Source organism: Pseudomonas sp. TSO6 (assembly GCF_056098905.1).
On the sequence record NZ_JBLZWV010000130.1, the window covers coordinates 1 to 223 of the forward strand.

Below are 223 nucleotides of genomic sequence, written 5' to 3' on the forward strand. Positions count from 1 at the left end.
CCCTGCCGGTCACCAACCACAAAGGCCTGACTTTCACCTTGACTGACGGCACCACCGTCACCATTAAGGCGGGTGAGGCCACCGGTTCGACTCAGGTCACTGCACCAGACAACGTCTACGTCAACGACCCGGTCACCATTACCCAGTCCCTGACTGGCGTTACCGGCAAGGGCGCGGATCAGTTCGAGCAACTGGAACTGGGCAAGGACAGCGTCAGCACCAC

At 60.5% G+C, this 223-nt stretch carries 1 protein-coding gene; it reads left to right on the forward strand.

Features of this window, described 5'->3' with window-relative positions; translation table 11 throughout:
* A partial coding sequence (locus ACN6NG_RS30095) for an immunoglobulin-like domain-containing protein (RefSeq protein ID WP_474317582.1) occupies positions 1-223 on the forward strand: 223 nt, incomplete at both ends.